We start from the raw sequence: 22,115 nt of genomic DNA on the forward strand, positions 1-22,115 counted from the left end.
GCTCTGTGGTGGATCCTCGTCACCAAGTGTCCGCGATCCACTCGGCCTAGCCGCCTTTCAGCGGAAATGACCATATTTTCTACTCTGGTCCGACTTGCTTCGCGACGTTACCCGAGCCGGGGTCGGTCTCCGAGTACCGCCGTACCGACGCGTACATGTGTCGCACCCGCCTGTACAGCCTCTTCGAGGTCCGCGCTCATCCCCGCCGAGACCATGGTCGCAGCAGGATGGTCGGCGCGCAGGCGGGATGAGATTTCCATCAGCCGCTCGAACGCCGCCCGTTGCCGTCCCGCGTACGGTCCCGCGAGTGGCGCGACGGTCATCAGCCCGTCGAGCCGCAGCCCTTCGGCCCCGGCCACGGCGTCGGCCAACCCGCCGACGCCGCCGGGGGCGACGCCGCCCCTCGCGCCGCGCTCGCCGGACTCCGCGTCCAGTGCGACCTGGATGAGGCAGCCGACCTCGCGGCCGCGGCGCACCGCGGCCGTGGAGAGCGCGGCGGCGAGGCGCGTACGGTCGACCGACTGGACCTCGTCGGCGTAACCGAGCACGGATCTCGCCTTGTTCGTCTGCAACTGTCCCACGAAGTGCCAGTTCAGTGACAGGTCCGCGCACGCGGCGGCCTTGGGGCCCGCCTCCTGGTCGCGGTTCTCCGCCACGTCGCGGACGCCGAGTTCGTGGAGCATGCGGACGTCTTGCGCGGGGTATGTCTTGGTGACCACGACGAGGCTGACCTCGCCGGGCTCCCTCCCCGCGGCCTCGCACGCGGCGGTGATGCGGCCCCGAACGGCGTCGAGATTGCGGGACAGTTCGGCCTTGCGATCGCTCATGTGGTCAGCCCAGCCAGACGTAGCCGGCGAGCCGACCGGTGGTGCGGTCGCGGCGGTACGAGAAGTGGTCCGCCGACTCCCGGGTGCAGACGGGTGAACGGTGCAGGTCACGCACGCCGAGCCGGGCGAGTTGCGCGTGGACGCCGGCGGCGACGTCGACGGCGGGGGTGGACCAGCTCGTCTCCGCGTACGCCTCTGGCACTGCGGCGCTGACCTCTTCGCGCATCTCGCCGGGCACCTCGTAGCACCGCCCGCAGACGGCGGGCCCGGTGCGTGCGGTGATGCGCGCCGGGTCCGCGCCGAGTTCGGTCATGGCCGCGACGGCGGCGGGTACCACACCGGCGACGAGGCCGGGGCGTCCCGCGTGCGCCGCCGCGACGATCCCGGCCGCCGGATCGGCGAGCAGCACCGGGACGCAGTCGGCGGTGAGCACGGCGAGCGCGAGCCCGCGTTCGGCGGTGACGAGCGCGTCCACCTGCGGGATGTCCGCGTCCGTTTCCCACGGGGCGGCGACGACCGCCACGTCGTGGCCGTGCACCTGGTTCATCCAGACCACGCGGCCCGCGTCGATGCCGAGCGCCTCGGCGGTCAGCTTCCGGTTGGCCAGGACGTCCGCGGCGCGGTCGCCGACCGCGCCGCCGAGGTTGCGCTCCTCGTACGGAGCGGCGCTCACCCCGCCCCACCGGTCGGTGAAGGCGAAGTGGGCGCCGCCCGTTGTCGCGAGGTCGTTCCGTATCACTTCAGGAAGTCCGGGACGTCCAGTTCCTCGGCCGAGCCGTCCTGGTAGGGCGGGCGCGTCGGCGGAACGTGCGGGGTGGAGACCGGCGGCAGCGGCTTCTCGGCGACCGGGACGGCGGGCTCGGCCGTGGCCGCGCCGGGCTCCTCGGGGGCCGGTACGGTGCCGAGTCCGCCCGAGACCGGACGGCCGCCGTCCAGCGAACGGGAGGCGCCGGGCTGCTCGTCACGCTTCGCGTTCGACGAGCCGAGCGCCGACTCGCGCCGCGTCGGCGGCTGCCCGCCGTCGAAGCCGGCCGCGATGACGGTGACCCTGACCTCGTCGCCGAGCGCGTCGTCGATGACCGCGCCGAAGATGATGTTCGCCTCGGGGTGCGCGGCCTCGCTGACGAGTTGGGCCGCTTCGTTGATCTCGAACAGGCCGAGGTCGCTGCCGCCCGAGATGGACAGCAGCACGCCGCGCGCGCCGTCGATGGACGCTTCGAGCAGCGGCGAGGAGATCGCCATCTCCGCCGCGGCCACCGCCCGGTCGTCGCCGCGCGCCGAGCCGATGCCCATGAGCGCCGAGCCGGCCTCGGACATCACGGACTTCACGTCGGCGAAGTCCAGGTTGATCAGGCCGGGCGTGGTGATCAGGTCGGTGATCCCCTGGACACCGGAGAGCAGGACCTGGTCGGCCGACTTGAACGCGTCGAGCACGCTGACCTGGCGGTCCGAGATGGACAGCAGGCGGTCGTTGGGGATGACGATGAGGGTGTCGACCTCTTCGCGGAGTTCGGCGATGCCGTCCTCCGCCTGGTTGGCGCGGCGGCGTCCCTCGAACGTGAACGGGCGCGTCACCACGCCGATCGTGAGGGCGCCGAGCGAGCGCGCGATGTTGGCGACGACCGGTGCGCCGCCGGTGCCTGTGCCACCGCCTTCGCCGGCCGTGACGAAGACCATGTCGGCCCCCTTGAGGACCTCCTCGATCTCCTCCCGGTGGTCCTCGGCCGCCTTGCGGCCGACCGCCGGGTTGGCGCCGGCGCCGAGGCCTCGGGTCAGTTCGCGGCCGACGTCGAGCTTGACGTCGGCGTCGCTCATCAACAGGGCTTGCGCATCGGTGTTGATCGCGATGAACTCGACACCCTTGAGACCGACCTCGATCATTCGGTTGATGGCATTGACACCACCGCCGCCGACACCGATGACCTTGATGACTGCGAGGTAGTTCTGCGGTGCTGCCACGTCGAAGGCCTCTCGCCTCGGGTTGCGTGCCGCCGCGCTGCTACCTTTCCGCCGCGCGACGACTGATGCCGATTGGGACGGTCCGAATCGCCGACCCGAACCCTAACGTTGAAGTTTAGGGTTACCAGTGTGTCTGCTTCTTGGACTCTTCCGAACAGGACACTAAGTCGACAAGCGGCGGACGTTCAATGAACACGCCGAACCTCCCGTTTTTCTTTTCACCCTATGTGATCACCCGTAGCGCTGGCCAACCAGGGCCCCGGCCTGCGCACATGCGCGTCAACTCGCCGACGCGGCGGGTGCGCTGGGGGCGCTGACGTCGAAGTGGTCCGCCTTCGGGACGGCTTTCATGAGAGCGCCGAGCGCTCGCGCCTTGGCCTCGCCGTCCTCGGCGCTCCCCCACATCACCGTAATGCCACCGGTCAGCCTCACGGAGACGGAATCGTAGGAACGGACCTCAAGCTCGCTGGTCTCACCGGCGACTTCACGCGGGAGTGAGGCGCGTACGGCAGCCGCTTCCCGCAGCAGCCGGGTGGTCGGGAAGCGGGCGGACCTGGCGGCCGGGTCCAGCGACAATTTCAGCAGCGGAACGCCCGAGGGCTCTTTGGCCACCGTGTCGAATCGCACGCCGTGGGCGTCCACTTCCGTGAAACCGGCGCCTTTCCTCATGACGAGGACGGGAGTCCGCTCGGTCACTTCGAGTGTGAGTGAGTGCGGCCACGAGCGTGACACGTCCACGGATTCGACGCGCGGCAGCCGCCGCTCGACACGCGCCGCGACGGCTCCGGTGTCGAGGGAGGCGAGCGGCGCCCCGACGGGCGCCCGTGCCGCGTCGGTCACTTGGCGTGGTGTCAGGACGTCCGTCCCCTTGACCTCGACATGGGTGAGCTTCAGCCATGACGAGCCGTAGAGCAGCCAGAGGACGAGCCCGAACAGGGCGGCCACGGCCGCGAGTACGACAATCAGCCTGCGTCGTGTGAGGCGGGGGCCCCGGCCCGACTGCCCGTCACCGGGGCGGCCGGGCTCCGACCGCGGTGGCCGCGCGTGCTGCTCGGCTGTGGTCGGTCCGGCCATGAGCCCCTGCCTCTCGCTCGGTCGGGTCACGCGGACCCGCGCCTCACGCCTGGCGGCGCGCGGCGATCGCCTCGTACACCATGCCGACGAGCAGGTCGTCGGCGTCCCTGCGGCCGAACTCCGAGGCCGCGCGGGACATCTCGTACAGCCGGTGCGGATCCGCCAGCACGGGCAGGACGTTGTTCTGCACCCACTGCGGGGTCAGCTCCGCGTCGTCGACCAGCAGGCCGCCGCCGGCCTTCACCACCGGCTGGGCGTTGAGCCGCTGTTCGCCGTTGCCGATCGGCAGCGGTACGTAGGCGGCGGGCAGCCCGACGGCGGAGAGTTCCGCGACGGTCATCGCGCCCGCGCGGCAGAGCATCATGTCGGCGGCGGCGTACGCGAGGTCCATCCGGTCCACGTACGGTACCGGGACATAGGGCGGCATTCCCGGCATGTTGTCCACGTGCGGCATTTCGTTCTTCGGACCGACCGCGTGCAGGATCTGGATGCCCGAGCGCTGGAGCACCGGGGCGACCTGCTGGATCACCTCGTTGAGCCTGCGCGCGCCCTGCGAGCCGCCGGAGACGAGCAGCGTCGGCAGGTTGGGATCGAGGCGGAACGCCGCGCGCGCCTGGGGCCTGACCCTGGCACGGTCGAGCGTGGCGATGGAGTGGCGCAGCGGGATGCCGATGTAACGCGCGCCGCGCAGCTTGCTGTCGGGCGTCGAGACGGCGACGGCCGACGCGTAGCGCGAGCCGATCTTGTTGGCGAGGCCGGGCCGCGCGTTGGCCTCGTGGACGACGATGGGGACGCCGAGCCGCTTGGCCGCGAGGTAGCCGGGCAGCGCGACGTAGCCGCCGAAGCCGATGACGCAGTCGGCCTTGGTGCGCTCCATGACCTGCTCGGCTGCCTTGATGGTGCCGCGCAGCCGGCCGGGCACGGTGATCAGTTCGGGGGTCGGCCGGCGCGGCAGCGGTACGGCGGGGATGAGCGCGAGTTCGTAGCCGCGCTCGGGCACGAGCCTGGTCTCCAGGCCGCGCTCCGTGCCGAGGGCAGTGATCCCGGTGGTGGGATCCGCCCTGCGCAGCGCGTCCGCGAGGGCGAGCGCGGGCTCGATATGGCCGGCGGTCCCTCCACCTGCGAGTACGACATGCACCGAAATTCACCGCTCTCCTGACGGCCGCCGCTTGACGCGCCGTCTCATCGTCATCCGTCCCAGTCCGCCCGGCATCCTGCCGAGGACGGGCCCCCGCACGGCAAGTGCCGCCTTCGCCGCGGGTTCCTGGCGCGCGAACGCGATCATGAGCCCGACGGCGAACATCGTCGGCAGCAGGGCGGACCCTCCGTAGGAGAACAGCGGGAGCGGGACGCCCGCGATCGGCAGCAGACCGAGCACGGCACCGATGTTGACCATGGCCTGGGCCAAGATCCAGGTGATCACGCCACCCGCTGCGTATCTCACGAAAGGGTCCTCCGTGCGTCCGGCCACGCGGATACCCGCATAGCCTAGAGCCGCGAAGAGGGCGAGCACCGACAGCGTCCCCGCCAGGCCCAGTTCCTCCCCCGTGATGGCGAAAATGAAGTCGGTGTGCGGTTCTGGCAGTTGGCCCCATTTCTCCACACTCGCCCCGAGCCCCGAGCCGAACCAGCCGCCGGAGGCGAGCGCGTAGAGGCCGTGCACGGCCTGCCAGCACTGGTCGTTCGGGCCGGGCGAACCGGCGCCGATGCAGTCGATGCGGCCCATCCGGTTGGGGCTGGTCTTGACGAGCATGGCGCCGATGGCCAGGGCGATGCCGAGCACCCCGGCGAAGAGCCTGGTGGGCGCGCCGGCGAGCCACAGCAGCCCGAAGAGGATGGCAGTGAGGATGATCGCCGTGCCGAGGTCGCCGCCGAGCATGATCAGGCCGAGCAGCAGGAAGGCGCACGGCACCAGCGGGACCAGCAGGTGCTTCCACTGGTTGAGCAGCCGCTTGTCCTGCTTGCGTGCGAGGAGGTCGGCCCCCCACAGGACGAGGGCGAGCTTGCCGAACTCGCTGGGCTGGAGCTGGAAGGAGCCGAAGCCGATCCAGTTCTGGTTGCCGTTGACCGACATCCCTATCCCCGGCACCTGGACGAGCGCCATCAGGAACACGGTGACCACGAGCATCGGGTAGGCGAGCGCGCGGTGCAGCTTGATCGGCATCCGGGTCGCGGCGAGCAGCAGCACGCTGCCGATGACCGCCGCGAGGAACTGCTTGCGGAAGAAGTAGGAGGCGGGCAGCGAGAGCTCCAGCGCCTTGATCATGGAGGCGGAGTACACCATGACGAGGCCGAGCACGGTGATCAGCACGCTGCTGCCGATGATCAGGTAGTACGCGGTGAGCGGCCGGTCCCATGCGCGTCTGAGCTGCTCGTACCTGCGCCGCAGCCCGGCGCCGTGCGGCGGCCCCGCGGGCGGGCGCGGGGCTCGGGGGCGGCCGCCGGCACCGCGCGGCGGCGAGGTCCTGCGCGCCTGCGGCCGCGCACCGGGCGCGCTGCCGCGCAGGGCGGCGCCCGGCAGTCCGGCGATCTCGGCCTGCGGCGCGGGCCGCAGCCGGTCGAGCACAGCGAGGACGGCGGCGCGGGCGGCCGGACGGTGCTCACCCGGGGCGGCGGGCCATCCTGCGGCACGGTCGCGCGGGAACGGGGGGTGGGGCGGCCGCCCCGAGGCCGGTCCTTCGCTCAGCGGGGTGGTCTCGTCGGCCGGCATCGTCGGTGTCCCCTCCAGTCGCGCGCCCGGCCGGGCACCTGGGCCCGCCGGTCAGGCATGCTCCGCGCTGAGCGAGCGTACGGCTTCCGCGAACGCCTCGCCGCGCTTGTTGTAGTTGGCGAACATGTCCATCGACGCGCAGGCCGGGGCCATCAGGACCGTGTCCCCCGGCTGTGCCAGGCGCGTCGCCTCGTGGACCGCCGCCGACATCGCCCCAGTGTCTGTCCGGTCGAGGTCCACGACAGGGACCTGCGGGGCGTGTCGCGCCAGGGCTTCCCTGATGAGCGCACGGTCCGCGCCGATCAGCACCACGCCGCGCAGCCGCCCCGCCGCGCCGGCGACGAGTTCGCCGAACGTGGCGCCCTTGGCGAGCCCGCCGGCGATCCAGACGATCGGGTCGTAGGAGGCGAGCGACGCCTCGGTCGCGTGCGTGTTCGTCGCCTTCGAGTCGTCGATGTAGGTGACGCCCGCGACCTGGGCGACGTGCTCCATGCGGTGCGGGTCGGGGCGGAAGGCGCGCAGCCCGTCGCGGACCGCGGACGGCTCGACGCCGTAGGCGCGGGCGAGCGCCGCCGCGGCCAGCGCGTTCGCGATGTTGTGCGGCACGGCGGGGGTGACGTCGGCGACCTCGGCGAGCGCCTGCGCCTGCTCGCGCCGGTCATCGACGAACGCGCGGTCGATCAGCAGGCCGTCCACGACGCCGAGTTCCGAGGGGCCCGGCGTGGAGAGCGTGAAGCCGATCGCGCGGCAGCCCTCCTCGACGTCCGCGGCGCGCACCAGGTCCTCGGTCGCCTTGTCGGCGGTGTTGTACACGCACGCGACCCGGTTGCCCTCGTACACGCGGCCCTTGTCGGCCGCGTAGGCCTCCATGGAGCCGTGCCAGTCGAGGTGGTCGGGGGCGAGGTTGAGCACGGCGGCGGAGTGGGCGCGCAGGCTCGGCGCCCAGTGCAGCTGGTAGCTGGAGAGCTCGACGGCGAGGACGTCGTAGGCCTCGTCGCCGGTGACGGCGTCGAGCAGCGAGACGCCGATGTTGCCCACGGCGGCCGTGCGCAGCCCCGCCGCCGCCAGGATCGCGGCGAGCATCCGCACCGTGGTCGTCTTGCCGTTCGTGCCGGTCACGGCGAGCCACGGCGCCGCGTCCCGGCCGCGCAGCCGCCAGGCCAGTTCGACATCGCCCCAGACCTCGACGCCCGCCCGGGCCGCGGCCGCGAACAGCGGCTTGTCCGGGCGCCAGCCGGGGGCGGTGACGACGAGCTGCGTGCCGTCGGGCAGCGTGTCGCCGTCGCCGAGCCTGACGGTGACGCCGAGCGCGGCCAGTTCGCCGGCCTGGGCGCGTGAGCGCTCGTCGTCGCCGTCGTTGACGACGGTGACCTCGGCGCCGAGGCCGGCCAGGACGCGCGCCGCGGGGACGCCGGAGACGCCGAGCCCCGCGACGGTGACGCGCCTGCCGCGCCAGTCGCCCGTGTTCACTTCTGGGCCGCCCATCCGGCGTAGAACAACCCGAGGCCGACGATCACGCACATGCCCTGCATGATCCAGAATCTGACCACCACAAGGACTTCGGACCACCCCTTGAGTTCGAAGTGGTGCTGCAGTGGTGCCATCCGGAAGACGCGCCTGCCCGTCATACGGAACGAACCGACCTGGATGACCACGGACATGGTGATCAGGACGAAGAGGCCGCCGAGCACGGCCATCAGGAACTCGGTGCGCGAGGTGATCGCGAGGCCCGCGAACGCGCCGCCGAGGGCGAGCGAGCCGGTGTCGCCCATGAAGATCTTCGCGGGTGACGTGTTCCACCACAGGAAGCCGAAGCAGGCGCCCATCAGCGCGGACGCCACGACCGCGAGGTCGAGTGGATCTCGCACGTCGAAGCAGGCGTTGGGGTTCGTCAGGGTCACCGCGTTGGCGCAGGACTCCTGGAACTGCCACAGGCCGATGAAGGTGTAGGCGCCGAACACCATCACGGAGGCGCCGGTGGCGAGGCCGTCGAGGCCGTCCGTCAGGTTCACGCCGTTCGACATCGCGAGGATCATGAACAGCGCCCAGACCACGAACACGACGGGCCCGATCGACCAGCCGAAGTCCGTGACGAACGACAGCTTCGTGGACGCGGGCGAGATGCCGCGGGCGTTGGGGTCCTGCAGCGCGAGCACCGCGAAAGCGATGCCGACGATCAGCTGCCCGGCCATCTTCGCCCTGGCCCGCAGCCCGAGCGACCGCTGCTTGACGATCTTGATGTAGTCGTCGAGGAACCCGACGAGTCCCATGCCCGTCATCAAGAACAGCACGAGCAGGCCGGAGAAGTGGAAGGCCTCGCCCGTGATCACCTTCGCCAGGACGTACGCGATGAGCGTCGCCAGGATGAAGGCGATGCCGCCCATGGTGGGCGTGCCCTTCTTGCTGCCGTGGGTACGGGGCCCGTCGTCCCTGATGAACTGTCCGTACCCCTTGCGGGCCAGCAGCTTGATGAGCAGCGGGGTGCCGATCAGGGTCAGGAAGAGCCCGATGGCCCCCGCGAAGAGGATCTGCCTCATCGGCCGGCGACCTCGCCCTCGGCCGCGCCGTCGAGCAGGGCGAGGGCCACCCTCTCGAGCGCTGCCGACCTGGAAGCCTTCACCAGCACGACGTCTCCCGGCCGCAGTTCACTGCGCAGCAGGTCGACCGCCGCCTGTGCGTCGGACACATGCACCGACTCCTCACCCCACGAACCCTCGTTGTATGCGCCCAGCCGCAGCCAGGACGCTTCCCTGCCCCCGACCGCCACGAGCTTGCTGACGTTGAGCCGGACGGCGAGCCGCCCGATCGCGTCGTGCTCGGTGAGCGCGTCGTCCCCGAGCTCGGCCATCGGGCCGAGCACCGCCCAGGTGCGTCCCCCCTCGGCCCGTGCGGCGCCGCCCATGGCGACCAGCGCGCGGAGCGCCGCTCGCACGGATTCGGGGTTCGCGTTGTAGGCGTCGTTGACGATCGTCACACCGTCCGAGCGCTCGGTGACCTCCATACGCCAGCGGGAGAGGGTCCCCGCCGTCGAGAGCGCACCGGCGATCTCGACGACTGACAGGCCCAACTCGTGGGCTACGGCGGCCGCGGCGAGCGCGTTCGACACGTGGTGCTCACCGTACAGCCGAAGCGTCACGTCGCTGCACCCGGAGGGTGTCCGCAGCAGGAACGAGGCCTGTCCCGCGTCCGTCAGGCGCACGTTCTCCGCCCGTACGTCTGCTTCGTCCGACTCGCCGAACAGCACCACGCGCGCGGCGGTGCGGGAGGCCATGGCGCGCACGAGCGGATCGTCGGCGTTGAGCACCGCGATGCCGCCCTCGCCGGCCGGCGGCAGGGACTCGACCATCTCGCCCTTGGCGATCGCGATGTTCTCCTTGCTGCCGAACTCGCCGATGTGCGCGGAGCCCACGTTCAGCACGAGGCCGACACGCGGCGGGACGAGGCCCGTCAGGTACCGGATGTCGCCGATGTAGCGCGCGCCCATCTCCAGCACGAGGTAGCGGGTGTCCGCCTGCGCCCTCAGCGCGGTGATCGGCGCGCCGATCTCGTTGTTGAGGTTGCCCTCGGGCCAGATCGTGGGCGCCTTGGTGCGCAGCAACTGGGCGATCAGGTCCTTGGTGCTGGTCTTGCCCGCGGAGCCGGTGAGGGCCACCACGGTGGCGCCGAGGCGCTCCACGACGGCCTTGGCGAGGGCGCCGAGCGCCTCGACCACGTCCTTGACGATGATCGCCGGCACGCCGACGGGGCGCGTCGCGAGCACGGCGACGGCACCCTTCTCGACCGCCTGGCGGGCGAAGTCGTGGCCGTCGGCGCGCTCGCCCGCGAAGGCCGCGAAGAGGCTGCCTTCGCGCACATCGCGGGAGTCGTGGACGACGGGTCCTGTGACCATGACGTCCCCGGACTCCGGATCCGGTATGTCGTGCGCCTGCCCGCCGACGATTGCGGCGACCTCGGCTAGGGAGAGGGCGATCACTTGGTCATCCCTGACTGTTGTTCCTGTGACGACTGTTCTCGTGGCAGGGCTCGTCGTGGAGCGCGTGTGCGATGGCTTCCCGCAGGACCTCCCGGTCGTCGAAGGGGCGCACGACGCCCGCGATGTCCTGCCCCTGCTCGTGGCCCTTGCCGGCGATGAGCACGGTGTCACCCGGCTGCGCCCTGGCGACGGCGGTGGCGATGGCGCAGGCGCGGTCGGCGTCGACGAGGACGGCGCCCCGCTCGTGCGCCGGCACCTCGGCCGCGCCGGCGAGCATCGCGGCGAGGATCGCGAGCGGGTCCTCGGAGCGCGGGTTGTCGGAGGTCAGCACGGCGGTGTCGGCGAGGCGTGCGGCCGCCTGGCCCATCGGGCCGCGCTTGGTGGTGTCGCGGTCGCCGCCGCAGCCGAGCACGATGTGCACCTGGCCCTTGGTGACCTTGCGCAGGGACCGCAGCACCGACTCGACGGCGTCCGTCTTGTGCGCGTAGTCGACGACGGCGAGGTAGGGCTGGCCCGCGTCGATGCGCTCCAGGCGTCCTGGCACGCCCGGTACGGCGGCGACGCCGTCGGCCGCCGTCTGCGGGTCGACGCCCGCGACGGCGAGCGCGACGATCGCGGCGAGGCTGTTGGCCACGTTGAACGGTCCGGGCAGCGGGGACTCCGCGTGGACGCGCACGCCGTCCGGGCCGACGACGGTGAACGTGGAGCGGTGCGAGCCGACGCGGACGTCCTCGGCGCGCCAGTCGGCGTAGGGGTGGCCCTCGGCGGAGAAGGTCGTGATCGGCACGGTGGCCTCGGTGACGAGCCTGCGGCCGTACTCGTCGTCGTAGTTCACCACGCCCTTGCGGCTGCGCCCCGGGGTGAAGAGGCTCGCCTTGGCCTGGAAGTAGTCCTCCATGCCGTTGTGGAACTCCATGTGCTCCGGGCTGAGGTTGTTGAAGACGGCGACGTCGAAGACGCAGCCGTCGACCCGGCCGAGCACCAGCGCGTGGCTGGAGACCTCCATGGCGACGGACGTCACACCGCGCTCGCGCATCACGGCGAAGAGCGCCTGGAGGTCGGTGGCCTCCGGGGTGGTGCGCTCCGACTTGATGCGCTCGTCGTCCACGCGCATCTCGACGGTGCCGATCAGGCCCGTGCGGTGGCCCGCGCCGCGCAGGCCTCCCTCGACGAGGTAGGCCGTGGTGGTCTTGCCCGAGGTGCCGGTGATGCCGATCTGCAGCAGGTCCTCGCCGGGGCGACCGTAGATCGCGGCGGCCAGCTCGCCCATCCGGGCGCGCGGGTCGTCCACGACGAGCACGGGCAGCCCGGTGGCGACCGCGCGCTCGCGGCCCGCGGGGTCGGTCAGTACGGCCGCGGCGCCGAGCTCGGCGGCCTGCGCGGCGAAGTCGGCGCCGTGCAGGCGGGCGCCGGGCAGGGCGGCGTACACGTCGCCCGGACGCACCGCGCGCGAGTCGTGGGTGATGCCGGTCACGGCGCCCTCGCCGGCGGCGCGCGTCCCGTCGAGGAGCCGCGCCAGACCGTCGAGCGGGGTGGGCTCCACCCGGGCGGGGCGCGGGGGCCCCGGCCTGGTCTCGGGGGCGGGCGCGGGGTCGGTCGGGTTCTGATCAGCTTGTGGCACGGCGGTGAGCGTACCCGCCTGCGCGGGGCTCGGGCCAAGCGAGGCCGACGCGCCGTCCTGGCGGGCCGGGCGGTCGCCGGGTGGTGTGGTGTCGATCGTCACGTGCGGTTCCTGGTGCTCTGGGGGTCAGTCGCGGGATCCCGGCTCGAAGGTGACGGGCAGCTTCGCCGGCTTGCTGCCGCTGGGCGGTACCTGGAGCGTCTTGAGGGAGAACTCCATGACCTTCTTGAAGATGGGTCCGCAGATGGAGCCGCCGAAGTACGACCCCTTGGTCGGATTCTGGATGGCGCAGTACACGGTGACACGGGGCTTGTCCACGGGTGCGAACCCCGCGAACGACGCGGTGTACCCGTGGTAGCCGCCGGTCTTCGGGTCCACCCGGTTGGCGGTGCCCGTCTTGCCGGCCACACGGTAGCCGGGGATCTGCGCCGAGTTCCCCGTGCCCTCCACGTTGCCGACCACCGACTCCAGCATGTTGCCGACGGTGTGCGCGGTCTTGGCGCTGACGACGCGGGTCTTCTTGGGCGCGGGGCTCGGGGTGAAGCGGCCGTCGGGGCCGCGGGTGCCCTTGATGAGCGTCGGCTGGACGCGCACCCCGCCGTTGGCGATGGTCGAGTACACGGACGCCGCCTGGAGTGCGTTGATCGAGAAGCCCTGGCCGAAGGGGATCGTGAACTGCTGCGACGTCGACCAGTCCTGCGGCTTGGCGAGCAGGCCCCGCGTCTCGCCGGGGAAGGACAGTCCGGTGGGCTGCCCGATGCCGAACTTGCTGAGGTACGAGTAGAGCACCTCGTCGGCCTGGGCCTGCGTCTTGCCGAGGTGGCCTGCCGCCTCGATGGTGCCGATGTTGCTCGACTTGGCGAGGACGCCGTTGAGCGTGAGGTACTCGGTCGCGTGGTCGATGTCGTCGTGGAAGAGGCGGTCGCCCCGGTGCAGCCGGTTCGGCACGACGACGTGGGTGAGCGCGGTGGCCGCCTTCTCCTGGAGCACCGCGGACATGGTCATGACCTTGGCGACGGAGCCCGGCTCGTAGGCGTCCTGGAGCGCCGCGTTGCCGAGGTTCGCCGGTTTCGCGGACGACAGGTCGTTCGGGTCGAAGCTCGGCGCGTCGGCCATGGCCAGCACCTGGCCGTTGCGCGCGTCCTGCACGACGACGTACCCGCGGTCGGCCTTGGACTTCTTGACCTGTGCCGCGATGGCCTTCTGCGCGGCCCACTGGATGTCGCGGTCCAGGGTGAGCTCGACGTCGGTGCCCGGCACGGCCGGCTTCTCGCTCGAGCTGCCCGTGGGCACGCGCCGCCCGCCCGACTGCGTGTACGAGATCTCGCCGTCCTTGCCCGCGAGCTCCTTGTTCAGCATCGATTCGAGGCCGCCCGCGCCCTTTCCGGCGCCGTTGACGAAGCCGAGCACGCCGGCGGCGAGCTCGGCGTTGGGGTACACGCGCTTGCTGGACTCCTCCTCGAAGACGCCTGCGAGCGGGTTGGTGCCGGGCCCGCCCGCGGCCGAATCCTTGCTCGCCTTGGCGGCGAGCACGTTCTTGAGGTCCTTGATCTGGTTCCAGACCTGGGGGGTGCGCCGGGGCGCGAGCATGGCGTAGCGGGACTTCGGCGTCTTGAGCTTCTTGACCAGGGCCGCCTGGTCGACGCCGAGGATCGGGGCCAGGAGCGCCGCCGCGCGCTCCGGCGTGTCGGGCGCCTTGGAGAACTTCGGGGTGAACATCGACGGGTCGGCGGTGATGTCGTAGGCGTCGTCGCTGGCCGCGAGGGAGACGCCCGACCTGTCGGTGATCTCGCCGCGCTCCGCGGCGATGGTCGACTTGAGCACGCGGTTCTCGTCGGCCTTCGCGGTGTACGCGGTCGCGTCCACGGCCTGTACCTGCAGGAGCCGCACGACGAACACGAGCATGACGAGCGACATGGCGAAGGCGACGAACCGCAGCCGCGGCTTCGGGCTGCCGAGCGTCAGCCGGCGCGGCGTGCGCGGGGGCCCGGTCCTGTACGTGCGGCGCCTGGCGGGCCGCGGCCTGGAGCCGGGCCCCGGGCGGGCGCCGCCGGAGGGCCGCGCGGGGCCAGGCACCCTGCGGCGTGGCGGTTCCTGGGAGGGCACTCGAGTCACCTGCCGGGAGTGGTGGTGGGGGTGGCCGCCGCGCCCCGCGGCGCGGCGAGCGGCACGGCGGCGGGTGCCGATGCCGAGGCCGGGGCGCTGCCGCCGGGCGAGGGGCTCGCGGTGGGGTTCGCGGACGTGGTGGGGCTGGCGCCGGCGCTCGCGGACGGCGCGGGCGTCGCGGACGGCGTCGGGCTCGGCGGCGGCGGGAGGGCGTGCGCCTTCGTCGGGCGCCCGCGCACCGTGCCGTCGGGCTCAAGGAAGGCGGGGTTGCCGCCCGGCACCATGCCGAGCTCGCGGGCGCGCCGCGCGAGCGCGTCGGGCGCGGACTTGTCGTCGACGTCACGGCGCAGGGCCTGCTGGTCGTCCGTCAGGTCCTGCGTCTGCTTCTTCAACTTGCTGAGCTGGAACGAGCCCTCGTTGAGCGAGGAGTTCAGCATCAGCAGCGCGATCAGGCCGCCGGCGAGCAGCACCACCACCAGCAGCACGAAGGGGGTGCGCGCGGCCGAGCTTGTGCCGGAAGGCAGCAGTCCGGCGAGCCGCGCCGCACGGCCGCGCAGCTGCCCGCCCCTGCCGGGCCCCGCGCTCACTGCGCGTCCTCCCTGATGCGCTGGGCGCCCCGCAGCCGGGCGGAGGCGGCCCTGCTGTTCTCGCCGACCTCGTCCTGCGCCGGCGTCTCCGCCCCGCGCGTGAGGAGCTTGAGGCGCGGCTGGTAGCGCTCGGGCACGACGGGCAGCCCAGGCGGGGCGGTGCTGGTGGCACCCGCGGTCAGCGCCTGCTTGACGATGCGGTCCTCCAGCGAGTGGTAGGAGAGGACGGCGATGCGGCCGCCGACCGCCAGTGCGCTCACGGCGGCGGGCACCGCGCGCTCCAGGACGGACAGTTCGCCGTTGACCTCGATGCGCAGGGCCTGGAACGTCCGCTTGGCGGGGTTGCCGCCGGTGCGCTTGGCGGCCTGCGGCAGCGCGTCCCTGATCAGCTCGACGAGCCGGGCGCTGCGGTCGAAGGGCTCCTTGGCGCGCTCCCTGACGACGGCCTCGACGATCCTTTTGGCCTGCTTCTCCTCGCCGTACATGCGCAGGATCCGCACGAGTTCGCCCGGCGGGTAGGTGTTGAGCACCTCGGCCGCGCTCGCGCCCGCGGTCTGGTCCATGCGCATGTCGAGGGGCGCGTCCTGGGCGTAGGCGAAGCCGCGGTCCGCCTCGTCCAGTTGCATCGAGGAGACGCCGAGGTCGAACAGGACGCCCTGGACACGGGGGACGGAGAGCCGGTCGAGCACATCGGGCAGCTCGTCGTACACGGCATGCACCAGGGTCGCGCGGTCGCCGTAGGGGGCGAGCCGCTCGGCGGACAGCCGCAGTGCCTCCTTGTCCCGGTCGAGGGCGATCAGGCGCGCGGCGGGGAAGGTGGCGAGCAGGGCCTCGCTGTGGCCGCCGAGGCCGAGGGTGCAGTCGACGACGGTGGCGCCGGGGCCGGCGAGGGCGGGGGCCAGCAGGTCAAGGCACCTCTGGAGCATCACCGGTACGTGCCGCTCGCTGCGCTCGCTCATGCGCCCTCTCTGGTCCGGCGCGCGGTACGCGGGGGCCTGGCCCCGCCCGCTCGCCCGGTAAAGCGTGGGTGCCGGCGCCGCGAGGGCGCCGCCCGGACCGTCGAGCGGAAGGAGGCCGATCCGCACGTTCGCCGCGCACGCGGGGAATTCGGCAGGTGTGCGGTGGATGACCGCGGACTTCGCGCCACTTTAGTCCACAGTCCCTTACGGTCAATCAACCGGCAGGCGCGTCGCCGCGGTCGTGGCCGGAGCGGAAAAATCGGGACGTTCGCCGCACATCACGACCCGCGCCGGAGCCGATCCCGTCCCGCCCCGATACCTTCTTGTCCATGACGACCCCGACTGATTCGAACAAGGAGCCCTCGGTCGCGACGCCCGAAGGCGGCACCGACCGGCTCGTGGAGGCCAACGCCCGGTACGCCGAAACCTTCGAGGATCCGGGACTCAGCGCCCGGCCCTCCAAGCACGTGGCCGTCGTGTGCTGCATGGACACCAGGATCGACCTGGCCAAGGCGCTCGGCCTCACGGTGGGCGACCACCACACCCTGCGCAACGCGGGCGGCACGGTCACCGACGACGTGATCCGCTCGCTCGCCGTCAGCCAGCGGGCCCTCGGCACCACCAGCGTCGTCCTGGTGCACCACACCCGGTGCGGCATGACGACGATCACCGAGGACTTCAGGGACGAGATCGAGCAGGAGGTGGGACAGCGGCCGACCTGGCCGGTCGAGGCGTTCAAGAGCGCCGAGGCCGACGTGCGCCAGTCGATCCGCCGGGTGCGGACCTCACCGTTCCTGCCGCACGTGGACGACGTGCGCGGCTTCGTGTTCGACGTGGAGACCGGCCGCCTGGCCGAGGTCGCCGCGGACTGACGCCCACCGCCCGGGCGCGGCCCGGCGGGTCGCGCTTGCCGACGGAGCGACGACGGACAAGTGACACGAAGCGGTAACGGCAACAAGAATGCGTCGGGGACGCCACTCCCGGAACCTTCCGGGAGCGGTGTCCGTATTCGGGGTGTACCGGGCCGCTCATGGCGTGCCCGGGCTTCCATGGGGTACCCCCCGCTCCCTCAAGGAGCGGCGGGGCAGGGCCGAGGAGGGCCGGGTGACGACGTATGACGATCGAGCGCACCAAGGGGGTCTCCCCGGCCGGGCGTACGGGCGGGTGGGAGAAGACCTGACCGCGGCGGCGGAGCGGGTCCGTGCGTCGGTCGAGGGTGTGATCGAGGGCAAGCCCGAGGTCGTACGGCTGGCGCTGACGGTGCTGCTCGCCGAGGGCCACCTCCTCATCGAGGACGTCCCCGGCGTCGGCAAGACCATGCTCGCGAAGGCGCTGGCCAGGTCCATCGACTGCTCGGTGCAGCGCATCCAGTTCACGCCCGACCTGCTGCCCTCCGACATCACCGGGGTGTCGATCTTCGACCAGCAGCGGCGGGACTTCGAGTTCAAGCCGGGCGCGATCTTCGCGCAGATCGTGATCGGCGACGAGATCAACCGGGCCTCGCCCAAGACGCAGTCGGCGCTGCTGGAGTCGATGGAGGAGCGCCAGGTCACGGTCGACGGCACGACGTACGAGCTGCCGAACCCCTTCATGGTGATCGCGACGCAGAACCCGGTCGAGATGGAGGGCACGTACCCGCTGCCCGAGGCGCAGCGCGACCGGTTCATGGCGCGCGTGTCCATCGGCTACCCGAGCGCCGAGGCCGAGCTGCGCATGCTGGACGTGCACGGCGGCCTCTCGCCCCTGGACGACCTCGAACCGGCCGCCCACGCCCAGGACATCATGAAGCTGATCGAGGCCGTGCGCAGCGTGTACGTGGCACAGGGGGTGCGGCGCTATGCGGTGGACCTGGTCGGCGCCACCCGTGCCCACCAGGACCTGCGGCTCGGCGCCTCCCCGCGGGCGACGCTGCACCTGCTGCGCGCCGCCAGGGCGGCGGCGGCGCTCGACGGCCGCGACTACGCCCTGCCGGACGACGTCCAGGCGCTGGCCCCCGCGGTGCTCGCGCACCGGCTGCTGCCCACCGCGCAGGCCCAGCTGGGCCGCAGGACGGCCGAGCAGGTCGTCCTCGAGATCCTCCAGAACACGCCGCTGCCGTCCGCCGACGGCGGGCACGCTCCGTCCACCGCCGCGCAGGGGCCCTCCGGCGGCCGGCGGCCCGGATCTCGGCGGCCGTGATGGCTCCCGGCGGGCGGTCGGGCACCCGCGTCCCCCAGGCGCCGGGCGGCGGCCCCGCCGGCACGGACGGCGGCCCCGCCACAGCGGACCGCGGGCACGCGGAACAGGCCGGCCTGCGCGCGGCGCTGGGCGGCCTGACCACCCGTGGCCGCGCCTTCTTCGCCGCCGGTGTCGCGGCCGTGGCCTGCGCCTACATCCTGGGCCAGCCCGGGCTGCTGCGGGTCGGGCTGCTGGTGCTCGTGCTCCCGCTGGTCTGCGTCGGCGTCCTGTACCGCACCCGCTACCGGGTCGCGGGCAGCAGGCGCCTGACGCCCGCCCGGGTCGCGGCGGGGTCCGAGGCCCGCGTGCACCTGCGGATCGACAACGTCTCGCGGCTGCCCACCGGCCTGCTGATGCTCCAGGACCACGTGCCGTACGTGCTGGGGCCGCGCCCCCGCTTCGTGCTCGACCGCGTGGAGGCGGGCGGCCGCCGCGAGGTGTCCTACCGTGTCCGCTCCGACCTGCGGGGCCGCTACCCGCTCGGACCGCTCCAGCTGCGGCTCTCCGACCCGTTCGGCATGTGCGAGCTGACTCGCTCCTTCAGCGCGTCCGACACGCTGACGGTCGTCCCGCGCACGCAGGCGCTGCCCGCGGTGCGGCTGGTGGGCGAGTCCTCCGGGTACGGCGACAGCAGGCAGCGGCGCCCGGCGCTCGCGGGGGACGACGACGTGATCCCGCGCGGCTACCGGCACGGCGACGACCTGCGCCGCGTGCACTGGCGTTCGACGGCGCGCTACGGCGAGCTGATGGTGCGCCGCGAGGAGGCGCCGCAGCGCGCCAGGTGCACCGTCCTGCTCGACACGCGGGCCGGCGCCTACCGGGGCGCAGGACCCGACTCGGCGTTCGAGTGGGCCGTTTCCGGCGCGGCCTCCGTGCTGACGCACATGCTCCAGCGCGGCTACACGGTGCGGCTGCTGACGGCGGGCGGCGCGTCGGTGCCGGGCGAGGGCGGCGAGGGGTACGCCGGCGGCGCGCAGCAGTCCGCCGACTCCATGGGGCTGCTGATGGACACGCTCGCGGTGGTGGAGCCCGCCGAAGGCGGCGCGCTGTCGCCCGCGTACGACGTGCTGCGCGGCGGCTCCGAGGGACTGCTCGTGGCCTTCCTCGGCGATCTGGACGGGGAGCAGGCCGCCCTCGCCGCGCGCATGCGGGCCCGCAGCGGCACGGCCGTCGCGTTCCTGCTGGACAGCGGCGAGTGGTCGCCCGGACCTGCCGCGCCGCCCGCCCCTTCGCCCGGGGCCGGTGGGCGGGCGCGGCAGCTGCGCGAGGCGGGCTGGACCGTGCTGCCCGCGGCGCCCGGCGCCTCGCTGCCCGCGCTGTGGCGGCAGGCGGCCAAGGAGCGCTCGTTGCCGTACGCGGTGGGCGGCACGGGCGCGAGGTCCGGAGGGGAGTCATGAGCGGCAGGGGAAAGCTCGCGCTGTGTGCGCTGCTCGCCACGCTGCTGGCGGCGTGCGCGCTGGTGCCGCTCGTCAACTCGCTCGCCTGGCTTTTCGAGGCCGCCGTGATGGCGGCGCTCGTCAGCGGGGCCGGGGCGCTGATGCGCAGGGTGCCGATGGCGCGGACGGTGACAGTCGTGCTCCAGGCGGTCCTGGTGGTGCTGATGCTGACGGTCGTGTTCGCGCACTCCACCGCGCCGCTCGGCCTGGTGCCGACACCCGACGTCTTCGAGCGGTTCGGAGCGCTGCTGACCTCGGGCGGCGACGACGTCACCCGCTACTCGATCCCGGCGCCGCCGACGGAGGGCATCAAGCTGATGCTGGTCGGCGGGGTGCTCGTCATAGGCCTCGCCGTGGACGCCATCGCGGTCACGTTCAGGAACGCGGCCCCAGCGGGGCTGCCGCTGCTCGCCCTGTACGCGGTGGCCTCCGGGATCTCCGGCAGCGCGGGCACCGCCGCGAGCTGGCTGTGGTTCCTGCTCGCCGCCGCCGGATACCTGCTGCTGCTCCTCGCGGAGGGCGGCGACCGGCTGTCGCGGTGGGGCAGGGTCTTCGCAGGACCGGCCGGGCCTGGGCGTCCGCCCGGCGCGCCGTCGCTGCGCGCGGCCGCGCCCGCGCGCAGCGGCCGCCGTATCGGGGTCGTCGCGCTCGGCATCGCGCTGGTCGTTCCGCTGGCCCTGCCGGAGCTCGGCGGCGGCCTGCTCGCCGGCCTCGGCGCGGGTGGCGGTACGGGCCTGGGGGGCGGAGGCACGATCTCCGCGGTGAACCCGCTGGTGTCGCTGCAGGACGACCTCAACCAGAACGACGACCGCGAGGCGCTGCGCTACCGCACCAACGCGCCGGACTCCCAGGACCTGTACCTGCGGATCATGGCGCTCGACGAGTTCGACGGCACGACGTGGCGGTTCTCGCAGCGCAAAGTCGGCGACGTGCCCGACCGGCTGCCCACACCGCAGGGCCTGGCCCCGTCCGTGAGCAGGACGAGGATCAGCACGAGCATCACGTCGGCCCCGTGGTACCGGCAGAACTACCTGCCGATGCCGTACCCGGCATCGCACGTCTCCATCAAGGGCCGCTGGCGCTACGAGCCCGAGGGCAGGACGCTCGTCGGCGACCACGGCCAGTCCACCGGGGACGCGCGGTACACCGTCGACAGCCTCCAGGTGAACCCCACGCGGGCGCAGCTGGCGACGGCGGGTGCGCCGCCGGCGTCGCTCCGGCGTGAGTACACCAAGGTGCCGCGGAACCTGCCCGGGGTGGTGAAGCGGACCGCCGAGCAGGTCACGGCGGGGGCGAGGAACAACTACGAGCGGGCCGTCGCGCTGCAGAACTGGTTCGCGGAGGACGGCGGCTTCACGTACGACACGCACGTCGACTCCGGCACGGGCCCCGGCGCCATCGCCCGGTTCCTCAAGGAAAAGCGCGGCTTCTGCGTCCATTTCTCGTTCACGATGGCGGCCATGGCCCGGACGCTGGGCATACCGGCACGCGTCGCGGTCGGCTTCGCGCCCGGCACCCCGCAGGCCGACGGCACGGTCGACGTCGCGCTGAGCGACGCGCACGCCTGGCCCGAGCTGTACTTCCAGGGCGTCGGGTGGACGCGGTTCGAGCCCACGCCGAGCCGGGGCAGCCTGCCCTCGTACACGCTGCCGGTCTCGCCGTCCGACCCCGGCTCCGACACCGCGACGCAGCCGGCCGCGCCCGACCGGGCCGCGCCGTCGACGGCGCCCTCCTCGTCGAGCAGCTGCGCGGCGCAGGACCGCCGCCTCGGCGCCTGCGACCAGGCCGCCCTTCCCGTGGCCCCGCCGACGGCGGGCCCCGGCACGCCGACAGGCGCATGGGTCGGCGCCGGGGTGGGCGGCGCGGCGGTACTGCTCGTCCTGCTGCTCCCGCTGCTGTACCGGACGCGGGTCAGGGCGCGCAGGCTCGGCAGCGGGACCCATCTCGGGCGCGGCCCGGCCGCGCCGGCTCAGGCCGCGTGGCGCGAGCTGATCGACACCGCGTGGGACCACGGCATCCCGCCGGACGAGGCGCAGACGCCGCGGCGGGCGGCGGAGCGGATCGTGCGGCTCGGAAGGCTGGACGAGGAGGCGGCCGCCGCGGTGCACCGGCTGGCCGGGGCGGTGGAGCGCGCCCTGTACGCACCGGGCCCGGCGGAGCCGCCCGCGGGCCTGGCGCAGGACGTGCGCCGTGCGCGGGCCGCCCTGCGGGCGTCGGCGGGGCGCGGCGCGCGGCTGCGCGCACTTTTGGCGCCGCGGTCGTCCGTCCGCGCGGTGTGGGCACTGTCGGCCCGGTGGGAGTCGCTGACGTCCCGCCTCGGCCCCGAACGCCTCGTCCCGGCAGCCTGGCGCCGCCGCTGAGCCGCCTGCCGGCTGGGGCCGCGGGATGGTGGACCGCGCGGGCCGCCGTACGCTCCGGTTCCGCCCGCCGCCGCGGGGCGCGGCGGGGACGTGGGACGCGGGTGCTGCGCATGCGGACCGCCGGTCACGGCCCGGTGGGCACGGGGGCCACACGCCGGCGTCCGGGACGCCGCCACGGCCGGGGCACAGGCGGCGCGGCGTTGCGGACGGAGCCGCTCGCCGTCCGTGGCGGGTGCGGGTGCTGACGTGCGCGGGCTGCGTCGGCCGCCGCACGCTCCGTTCTCGC

17 protein-coding genes are annotated in these 22,115 nt (G+C 73.1%); 4 read left to right on the top strand and 13 right to left on the bottom strand.

Going from position 1 to position 22,115, the window contains the following annotated elements; genetic code table 11:
• Positions 1 to 107: 107 nt before the first annotated feature.
• The 13 genes from IH48_RS0125825 to rsmH all read right to left on the bottom strand — a co-directional run bounded on the left by IH48_RS0125825 (position 108) and on the right by rsmH (position 15,816).
• Entirely contained in the window at positions 108 to 827 is a 720-nt protein-coding gene (locus IH48_RS0125825) for a YggS family pyridoxal phosphate-dependent enzyme (RefSeq protein WP_030909362.1), read from the bottom strand.
• Positions 828 to 831: 4 nt separating this feature from the next.
• Entirely contained in the window at positions 832 to 1,563 is a 732-nt protein-coding gene (pgeF, locus tag IH48_RS0125830; RefSeq protein ID WP_030909365.1) for a peptidoglycan editing factor PgeF, read from the bottom strand.
• A complete protein-coding gene (gene ftsZ / locus IH48_RS0125835; RefSeq protein WP_030909367.1) occupies positions 1,563 to 2,786 on the bottom strand; it encodes a cell division protein FtsZ in 1,224 nt (407 codons plus the stop codon). The genes pgeF and ftsZ overlap by 1 nt, the downstream gene beginning before the upstream one ends.
• A 279-nt stretch (positions 2,787 to 3,065) precedes the next feature.
• The gene (locus tag IH48_RS0125840) at positions 3,066 to 3,860 is read right to left on the bottom strand and encodes a cell division protein FtsQ/DivIB (RefSeq protein WP_030909370.1); all 795 of its coding nucleotides are present in this window, start codon (positions 3,858 to 3,860) and stop codon (positions 3,066 to 3,068) included.
• Between the two features lie 43 nt (positions 3,861 to 3,903).
• Positions 3,904 to 4,998, bottom strand: coding sequence for an undecaprenyldiphospho-muramoylpentapeptide beta-N-acetylglucosaminyltransferase (murG, locus tag IH48_RS0125845; RefSeq protein WP_030909373.1), 1,095 nt, complete (start codon positions 4,996 to 4,998; stop codon positions 3,904 to 3,906).
• A gap of 6 nt (positions 4,999 to 5,004) precedes the next feature.
• Positions 5,005 to 6,570, bottom strand: a complete 1,566-nt coding sequence (gene ftsW / locus IH48_RS0125850) for a putative lipid II flippase FtsW (protein ID WP_234434385.1) — start codon at positions 6,568 to 6,570, stop codon at positions 5,005 to 5,007.
• Positions 6,571 to 6,621: 51 nt separating this feature from the next.
• Entirely contained in the window at positions 6,622 to 8,055 is a 1,434-nt protein-coding gene (gene murD, locus IH48_RS0125855; protein ID WP_030909377.1) for a UDP-N-acetylmuramoyl-L-alanine--D-glutamate ligase, read from the bottom strand.
• The gene (gene mraY / locus IH48_RS0125860) at positions 8,037 to 9,107 is read right to left on the bottom strand and encodes a phospho-N-acetylmuramoyl-pentapeptide-transferase (protein ID WP_030909380.1); all 1,071 of its coding nucleotides are present in this window, start codon (positions 9,105 to 9,107) and stop codon (positions 8,037 to 8,039) included. Before mraY ends, murD begins: the two co-directional genes overlap by 19 nt.
• The gene (locus IH48_RS0125865; RefSeq protein WP_030909383.1) at positions 9,104 to 10,543 is read right to left on the bottom strand and encodes a UDP-N-acetylmuramoyl-tripeptide--D-alanyl-D-alanine ligase; all 1,440 of its coding nucleotides are present in this window, start codon (positions 10,541 to 10,543) and stop codon (positions 9,104 to 9,106) included. Before IH48_RS0125865 ends, mraY begins: the two co-directional genes overlap by 4 nt.
• A gap of 4 nt (positions 10,544 to 10,547) precedes the next feature.
• Positions 10,548 to 12,164: a UDP-N-acetylmuramoyl-L-alanyl-D-glutamate--2,6-diaminopimelate ligase gene (locus IH48_RS0125870; protein ID WP_234434405.1), complete on the bottom strand. Its 1,617-nt coding sequence runs from the start codon at positions 12,162 to 12,164 to the stop codon at positions 10,548 to 10,550.
• Positions 12,165 to 12,290: 126 nt separating this feature from the next.
• Entirely contained in the window at positions 12,291 to 14,270 is a 1,980-nt protein-coding gene (locus IH48_RS0125875; RefSeq protein ID WP_030909388.1) for a peptidoglycan D,D-transpeptidase FtsI family protein, read from the bottom strand.
• Positions 14,271 to 14,275: 5 nt separating this feature from the next.
• Entirely contained in the window at positions 14,276 to 14,857 is a 582-nt protein-coding gene (locus IH48_RS0125880) for an FtsB family cell division protein (protein ID WP_234434386.1), read from the bottom strand.
• Positions 14,854 to 15,816: a 16S rRNA (cytosine(1402)-N(4))-methyltransferase RsmH gene (gene rsmH, locus IH48_RS0125885; RefSeq protein ID WP_030909393.1), complete on the bottom strand. Its 963-nt coding sequence runs from the start codon at positions 15,814 to 15,816 to the stop codon at positions 14,854 to 14,856. Before rsmH ends, IH48_RS0125880 begins: the two co-directional genes overlap by 4 nt.
• Before the next feature lie 329 nt (positions 15,817 to 16,145).
• Here rsmH and IH48_RS0125890 point away from each other — a divergent pair, with 329 nt between their 5' ends.
• The 4 genes from IH48_RS0125890 (at position 16,146) to IH48_RS0125905 (ending at position 21,829) form a co-directional block, all read left to right on the top strand.
• Positions 16,146 to 16,688 carry a beta-class carbonic anhydrase gene (locus IH48_RS0125890; protein WP_030909395.1) on the top strand — a complete coding sequence of 181 codons (543 nt, stop codon included), beginning with the start codon at positions 16,146 to 16,148 and terminating at the stop codon, positions 16,686 to 16,688.
• A gap of 232 nt (positions 16,689 to 16,920) precedes the next feature.
• On the top strand, positions 16,921 to 17,994 hold the full coding sequence (locus IH48_RS0125895) for an AAA family ATPase (RefSeq protein ID WP_078850031.1): 1,074 nt from the start codon (positions 16,921 to 16,923) through the stop codon (positions 17,992 to 17,994).
• On the top strand, positions 17,994 to 19,430 hold the full coding sequence (locus IH48_RS0125900; protein WP_078850032.1) for a DUF58 domain-containing protein: 1,437 nt from the start codon (positions 17,994 to 17,996) through the stop codon (positions 19,428 to 19,430). Before IH48_RS0125895 ends, IH48_RS0125900 begins: the two co-directional genes overlap by 1 nt.
• Complete coding sequence (locus tag IH48_RS0125905) at positions 19,427 to 21,829, top strand: transglutaminase TgpA family protein (RefSeq protein ID WP_030909403.1); 2,403 nt, start codon at positions 19,427 to 19,429, stop codon at positions 21,827 to 21,829. The genes IH48_RS0125900 and IH48_RS0125905 overlap by 4 nt, the downstream gene beginning before the upstream one ends.
• Positions 21,830 to 22,115 lie beyond the last annotated feature (286 nt).

The sequence above is a fragment of the Streptomyces sp. NRRL F-5126 genome, from assembly GCF_000721265.1.
In the GTDB taxonomy this organism is placed as follows: Bacteria; Actinomycetota; Actinomycetes; order Streptomycetales; family Streptomycetaceae; genus Streptomyces.

Excerpts from the sequence above, each read along its gene's own strand:
- IH48_RS0125905 (WP_030909403.1), top strand. The coding sequence starts at position 19,427 with ATGAGCGGCAGGGGAAAGCTCGCGCTGTGTGCGCTGCTCGCCACGCTG.
- mraY (WP_030909380.1), bottom strand. The coding sequence starts at position 9,107 with ATGAGGCAGATCCTCTTCGCGGGGGCCATCGGGCTCTTCCTGACCCTG.
- rsmH (WP_030909393.1), bottom strand. The coding sequence starts at position 15,816 with ATGAGCGAGCGCAGCGAGCGGCACGTACCGGTGATGCTCCAGAGGTGC.
- IH48_RS0125890 (WP_030909395.1), top strand. The coding sequence starts at position 16,146 with ATGACGACCCCGACTGATTCGAACAAGGAGCCCTCGGTCGCGACGCCC.
- IH48_RS0125840 (WP_030909370.1), bottom strand. The coding sequence starts at position 3,860 with ATGGCCGGACCGACCACAGCCGAGCAGCACGCGCGGCCACCGCGGTCG.
- IH48_RS0125900 (WP_078850032.1), top strand. The coding sequence starts at position 17,994 with ATGGCTCCCGGCGGGCGGTCGGGCACCCGCGTCCCCCAGGCGCCGGGC.
- murD (WP_030909377.1), bottom strand. The coding sequence starts at position 8,055 with ATGGGCGGCCCAGAAGTGAACACGGGCGACTGGCGCGGCAGGCGCGTC.
- ftsW (WP_234434385.1), bottom strand. The coding sequence starts at position 6,570 with ATGCCGGCCGACGAGACCACCCCGCTGAGCGAAGGACCGGCCTCGGGG.
- IH48_RS0125825 (WP_030909362.1), bottom strand. The coding sequence starts at position 827 with ATGAGCGATCGCAAGGCCGAACTGTCCCGCAATCTCGACGCCGTTCGG.